Genomic DNA, 5,763 nt, shown 5'->3' on the forward strand with positions numbered 1-5,763 from the left:
CAAAAGGCCGTGCAACTAATCCATCAGAGCAATCCGCAAACCTGGCTTTAACCCCATTATGACTAGCCAACATCTATCTCCATATAACTAAGATGCATTTATGGCAGCTATTTCCGCGATAGCGAGAAGATTCCCGTGAGATCTAGGTTGTGTAACGCCATCACTTACTAGCTCTGATAAGCTAACCATGCTTCGCGCCTTTATACCGTTTTCAAAAAGTAAGTTAAATATTTTACTTTTTAAAAACGGTATTTGTTGTTTATTGGCAAGTGCTTACGCACTTGCTTTTTATACCCTTTACAAAAATGCTTTTTGTAAAGGGTATAAAAGGGCGGCTTATCCGTTTAGCGACCAGCCATGCGCAATACCATGCCACCTAAAACCTCAATAAAACTATCGCTATAGTTTACTGCCTTAAGATAACGAAACTTGCTTCCGCCGGCGTGAAGAAACATTTCGCGATTTTCCTTGTCGATTTCGTGCAGGGTTTCTAGGCAATCAGAGGTAAATCCTGGGCATATCACATCCACCGATTTTACTCCGCTACGTGCCAAACTTTTAAGCCGTTCATCCGTATAAGGCTTAAGCCATTCTTGCCGCCCAAAGCGCGATTGAAAAGTAACTTCTACGCGCTCCTTAGCAAGCGACAGGCTCTCCGTTAACAAAAAAGCAGTTCTTTGGCATTGTTGAAGATATGGGTCTCCCGCATCGGAATAACTTTTTGGCAAGCCATGAAAAGAAATGAGCAGTTTTTCTGGCTCCCCATCCTTAGCCCAATAGTCGCTAACAGATTTAGAAAGCGTTGCAATGTAGTTTTCGTCAGCAAAAAAACTCATTTTCATCCGAAACTCTGGAATGTTTCTAGATCTCTTCAACTCCTCCACGACTAAGTCAAAACACGAAGCCGTCGTAGTAGCGGAATACTGCGGATACAGTGGCAATACTAACAAGCGACTAATGCCAAGAGATTGAAAGCGTGCCAAAGCTTGTGCGATTGAAGGATTGCCGTATCGCATCGCAAATTCGACCTTAAAAGATTCGTTTGCTAAATCCCTCTGCAATACTTCTTGCAATTTTTCAGCTTGCAATCTGGTATTAACTAGTAGAGGCGAGCCTGTATCTGTCCAAATCTCTCGATAAAACTTGGCAGACCGCCGCGAGCGAAATGGCAAAATAACTCCATACAAAAGCAGCTTCCATTTTAAACCCTGATTTTCAACAACGCGTGGGTCGGACAAGAATTCTCTTAAATATCTAAAAACGGCGCTATATGTCGGCGCATCGGGAGTTCCCATATTTAGCAACAAAACCCCCGTAAATGGCTTTGGATTTGCGCTACCTGCCATTGCCTGCATCTCCTTCTTCTTCCGAACTCCTAGCATAAACGCCTACTAACCTCGTCCTTCGCGGCATTGCGCAGCGCGTTGACCTCTTCTGCTAAAGCCTTTGCTAAAGATACAGCTTCATCTAGCGTGGCGTTTGGCCCGAAAGAAATTCTAGCTGTAGACATGCATTCCATATCGCTTAACCCCATAGCTCTAAGCACATGCGAAGGGTCTAATTTCGCCGCACTACAAGCCGCTCCGGCTGAAATAACTATATTTCTACTACTAAGATTTTCCACAAGTTGTTTCGCAATGATATTCCCAAAAACAACACTACTCGTATTTGAAAGCCTAGTCGCACCGCTTCCATTTATAAAACATCCAGAAATCTCTTTTCTGAGACAACTTTCAAACGCTTCGATAACGCTCGACGACTTCTCCTCGCCATTTTCTCTTAAAAACACATCTGCCTTAACGGCCGCCTGCCCTAAACCCACAGCTAACGCTACCGCTGGCGTTCCGCCACGACGCCCATTTTCCTGTCCTCCTCCTACTACCACTGGCCTCCACAAAGCAGCATCTCTAACGAGCAGTGCGCCTATGCCTTTAGGCGCGCCAAATTTGTGACCAGACACACTTAGCAAATCAACATCCAATTCGCGAAAGTTTACGGGCATCTTGCCAACTGCTTGTACGGCATCAGTATGCAATACTATATCACTTTGCCTGCACACCTCAGCAATTCTAGCAATTGGCATAACGACACCCGTCTCATTATTTGCAAGCATTATGCTAACGATGCCGGTCTTAGGCAGAATAGCCTTGGCTAATTCATCGAGACAGACTACGCCGTGCCTGTCAACCGCTAGATAGGTAACTTGGCAATTAAAAGGTGGCCGCTCGAGTAGCTCCACTGTTCTTAAAACCGCCGCGTGCTCAACGGCAGAGGTAATGATGTGTTTTTTTTCGGGCCTCGCGAGATAAGCACCCATTAAGGCATGAAAACAGGACTCCGTTCCCCCACTTAAAAAAACTACCTCTTCGCCATTAGCTGAAAGCAGCCTCGCTAAATTTAAACGAGCCTCTTCTAGGGCGTCCCTTGCAACAACACCTAGCCTGCAATAATCCGCTGCTGGGTTTCCAAAACACTCAGCCAAATACGGCTGCATAACCTCAGCGACGCTCTTTAAAACCGGCGCTGTTGAATTGTAATCGGCGTAAATCATTTGTCTATATGGCAAGGCACTCATTTTTAAGGCAGACATAACTCTCTACAGAATAACGCAAACGGCAACACTCGGGTGTCCGTTTCTGCTCGCCCAAAGTCGCCCTCATCTATATGCACTTGATAAAAGGAGGGTATGTCAGTTCTCTGGCGAAAATAAGCGCAATGTGGGCTAGCTGTCTTAGAGTTAATTTTGCACTCAACGGCAAAAAGCGCTTTTCCTTTTTTTAGAACTACGAAATCAACTTCGCGACCGTTGCGATCGCGAATATATCTCAACTCCATTTTGTGCCCTTCAGTATCCTGTCTAAAGTGACAATATTTTAAGAGCTGGGAGGCAACGAGATTTTCAAATCGGGCCCCTTCTTCTTCCACCAGCGACCAATCCCACATATAGAGTTTCTGTTCTTTCTTTACAGCGCGAATCCTCGGAGGGCCATATGGAGGAATGCGAAAACAAAAATAAAGCCGTTCGAGAACTTTTATCCATCGCTCAACTGATTCATGAGCAACGTTGAGATCTTCGCGTAGGCTCTGTACCGAGATAGGGCTTCCAACACATGCTGGCAATCTCTCCGCTAGGAGTTCAATAAGCGAAAGCTCTTTTACGTTTTCCAAATCCCTCAAATCCTCGCGCACAACCCGCTCTGTTCGCTCTAGCTGCCATCTTCTAAGAAAAGTCTCTTCTCCCTTATAAAAAGGCTCAGGAAATCCGCCGAACTTAAGCAATAGCGAAAGATCTTTAAGACTTGCTGCGCCGCCGATCTCCATCAGCGATAGGGGATGCAGGCGCAAGTAATGGTACCTGCCCTGTAGTGAGTCACCGCCTTTGCGGTAATAATCAAGTCTTGCGGAGCCAGTAACTAGAATCCTTAAGGTGGACTTATGCTTATCATACAGGCCCTTTACAAAGTTTCTCCAAGGCTTGTACTTGTGAATCTCATCAAGAACTAGCAAGTTCCCCTTAGAAGGAAGTTGGCCTTTTAGTATTTTGCTCCTATCCTCCGTAGCGTCCCAGTTTAGATAAGCAGGATGGCTTTCATTGGCATCTGGCCCTAGCAGAGAAAGAGCTAAGGTTGTCTTTCCAACTTGCCGCGGGCCGCCCAAAAACACCATTTTCTGAGCAAGATCTGCTTCGATATTAGTCCTTAAATATCGCATAGTTAGCTAAACACAAGAAACTGTTTTTCGATTTAGGTGAATAAAGTCACGACTAATTTCTAGCATATACGAAAATAGTCACGTTTAAAACTATTAATTATGAATTTGTTTTTTTGCTTCTCTATAGTCTTTGCATAATATTATTTGAGGCGGTACCATGTGGCTATTATAGTCATCAAAATATTTTGGCAGGCTGTCGCAAGATTCTAACATAAATGTCTTTAATAAACCTCATAGTAGCAATAGTTATTGGCATAGCTGGTATATGCTTGCTTGCATATTTCGCTTATCTGCTAATTCGAGAAGTCGCCGTTATTCTAAAGGGAGGCAGAAATCTTTTAAGGTTTCGCAAGGCGGAAAGCAAGATAATGGCGGCCGATGTTTTTATAGAGGCAAACCAATACGAAAGTGCATTGCGCGTGTTGGAGCAGGCATTTGTCTTCGATGCCTGTAAAAATCGCGAGCTCATTACTGCGGCTAAGGATCACAACCAAACAATCCTTAGTCGTTGCCTAATAGCTGCCGAGGAAATAGGCGGGAGTATTGCTATTCTGCCGAAAATTGAACACTTACTATTAGAGCGCGCAGAAATTCAGTTGCTATTACTCAAGACGGACGAGGCGTTTAGAAAAGTTTCTAACAAGCGAGAACTGGCTGGCAAAGAGCTCCCCTCCTGGAGTAAAAAAGATTATTCTCAAAAAATTGCTCAAATAAAAAGCCAGCTAGAAAAAAACGAAAAGGATTTGCTTAGTTCATTAAAAGTTTTTTTCGCCGAGATAAAAAAGCCGCCCAGTGACAACGTGACAATTCACTGAGCAGATACCGTTGCTGTCCTGTCGCCCAACAATAATTTTCCGCCGCACATGCGAAGAATCTCGCCCGTCATAAAACCGTTCTTTAGCAAGAAAATAACTGCTTCGGCTACATTTGATACACCGCCCCATTTTTGTTGAGCTATCTCTTCTGCCGACATATCGGGCGACGGCAGTATATGACCTAATTCTAAGCCGTTTACGCGAACTTTTGGATAAAATGTTTTAGCAGCAAGTCTTGTAATGCTAGCCAAGGCACCTTTGCTTACGCTGTGAGACGCGCGCGAAACGAAAGGATCGGATACGGAAGTGTCGAGGATATTTATCACACAGCCGTCAGTGCTTTTTTTTAGAAACGGAGAGGCGTGTTGTATGAGAAAAAACGGTGCACGTGCATTTACATCGAGAGATAAATTCCAAGATTCAATCGTCTCGTGCGACAAGTCACTTTCTCCATCTCTACGCCCTGCTAAAGGAAACACACTAGCGCTGTTTACTAAAGCGTCCAACCCGCCAAAAACCTGAACGGACTTGTCTACTAAATCTTTAATACTTTCAAATTGACGAAAATCCGCCGAAAAACAAACGGCTTGCCTGCCGTAGCTCTTAATTTTCCCTGCAGTTTCCTCCGCACCTGCGCGGTTCGTGCAGTAGTGAACTATGACATCGCAGCCATCCCGCGCCAGGGCAATGGCAATGGCCTGACCAATGCGAGTTCCCGCACCTGTCACCAAAACCTTGCGACCGACTAGCGACCTCAAGATTGGCTCCTCTGAATTGTCCATTTTTTATTAATTGACTAGATGAGTTCGCCGATAAGCTTCAAGGCGCGCACTTGCTCTGTCGTACTCAACTTTTAGTTGAGCATAATCATCTAGATAGGAACTCATGCTAGAAATACTACTCTCTAGCTCCTTAACCCTTTCGGCGTTTAATTGGTTATTTATTTCGCTAGCGGGTTCGGCAATTTCTGCTAAAACTGTCAAAGCGCCGCCACGCATTTCAAAAACCCCAACACTTAACATAAACCAATAATCATCCCCATCTCTCACCAACTTTAAAACCCCTGTGCCCAAAAGACCTATGAAGTTTTTATGTCCCGCCAACACCCCTACCTCTCCATCCAATCCAGGAAGAATGGCCTCTGTTACTAATCCACTAAATAATTCGCCGCGCGGCGTACAAATCCTAAGCTGAAATTGTGGCGACACCATCTACGTATAATCTCCGCCGAAGCTAA

General features: G+C 44.7%; 6 protein-coding genes. 1 reads left to right on the forward strand and 5 read right to left on the reverse strand.

Going from position 1 to position 5,763, the window contains the following annotated elements; translation table 11 throughout:
* Window positions 1-344: 344 nt before the first annotated feature.
* From IT291_06230 to IT291_06240, 3 genes are read right to left on the reverse strand one after another with little or no spacing between them, the layout of a single operon-like run.
* Window positions 345-1,355: a ferrochelatase gene (locus IT291_06230; protein MCC6220818.1), complete on the reverse strand. Its 1,011-nt coding sequence runs from the start codon at window positions 1,353-1,355 to the stop codon at window positions 345-347.
* Between the two features lie 20 nt (window positions 1,356-1,375).
* The gene (locus tag IT291_06235) at window positions 1,376-2,590 is read right to left on the reverse strand and encodes a cysteine desulfurase (protein MCC6220819.1); all 1,215 of its coding nucleotides are present in this window, start codon (window positions 2,588-2,590) and stop codon (window positions 1,376-1,378) included.
* A complete protein-coding gene (locus tag IT291_06240; GenBank protein ID MCC6220820.1) occupies window positions 2,578-3,666 on the reverse strand; it encodes an ATP-binding protein in 1,089 nt (362 codons plus the stop codon). Before IT291_06240 ends, IT291_06235 begins: the two co-directional genes overlap by 13 nt.
* A 260-nt stretch (window positions 3,667-3,926) precedes the next feature.
* On the opposite strand from IT291_06240, the gene IT291_06245 reads away from it, so the two are divergent.
* A complete protein-coding gene (locus IT291_06245) occupies window positions 3,927-4,526 on the forward strand; it encodes a hypothetical protein (protein ID MCC6220821.1) in 600 nt (199 codons plus the stop codon).
* On the opposite strand, the gene IT291_06250 is transcribed toward IT291_06245, so the two are convergent.
* Both IT291_06250 and atpC read right to left on the reverse strand, forming a co-directional pair.
* Window positions 4,520-5,308 carry an SDR family NAD(P)-dependent oxidoreductase gene (locus tag IT291_06250; GenBank protein ID MCC6220822.1) on the reverse strand — a complete coding sequence of 263 codons (789 nt, stop codon included), beginning with the start codon at window positions 5,306-5,308 and terminating at the stop codon, window positions 4,520-4,522. The genes IT291_06245 and IT291_06250 overlap by 7 nt on opposite strands.
* Before the next feature lie 6 nt (window positions 5,309-5,314).
* A complete protein-coding gene (atpC, locus tag IT291_06255) occupies window positions 5,315-5,737 on the reverse strand; it encodes an ATP synthase F1 subunit epsilon (protein MCC6220823.1) in 423 nt (140 codons plus the stop codon).
* Window positions 5,738-5,763: the final 26 nt, after the last annotated feature.

This window comes from Deltaproteobacteria bacterium, from assembly GCA_020845775.1.
In the GTDB taxonomy this organism is placed as follows: domain Bacteria; phylum Bdellovibrionota_C; class UBA2361; order SZUA-149; family JADLFC01; genus JADLFC01.

Excerpts from the sequence above, each read along its gene's own strand:
- atpC (MCC6220823.1), bottom strand. The coding sequence starts at position 5,737 with ATGGTGTCGCCACAATTTCAGCTTAGGATTTGTACGCCGCGCGGCGAA.
- IT291_06245 (MCC6220821.1), top strand. The coding sequence starts at position 3,927 with ATGTCTTTAATAAACCTCATAGTAGCAATAGTTATTGGCATAGCTGGT.
- IT291_06235 (MCC6220819.1), bottom strand. The coding sequence starts at position 2,590 with ATGTCTGCCTTAAAAATGAGTGCCTTGCCATATAGACAAATGATTTAC.
- IT291_06250 (MCC6220822.1), bottom strand. The coding sequence starts at position 5,308 with ATGGACAATTCAGAGGAGCCAATCTTGAGGTCGCTAGTCGGTCGCAAG.
- IT291_06240 (MCC6220820.1), bottom strand. The coding sequence starts at position 3,666 with ATGGTGTTTTTGGGCGGCCCGCGGCAAGTTGGAAAGACAACCTTAGCT.
- IT291_06230 (MCC6220818.1), bottom strand. The coding sequence starts at position 1,355 with ATGCAGGCAATGGCAGGTAGCGCAAATCCAAAGCCATTTACGGGGGTT.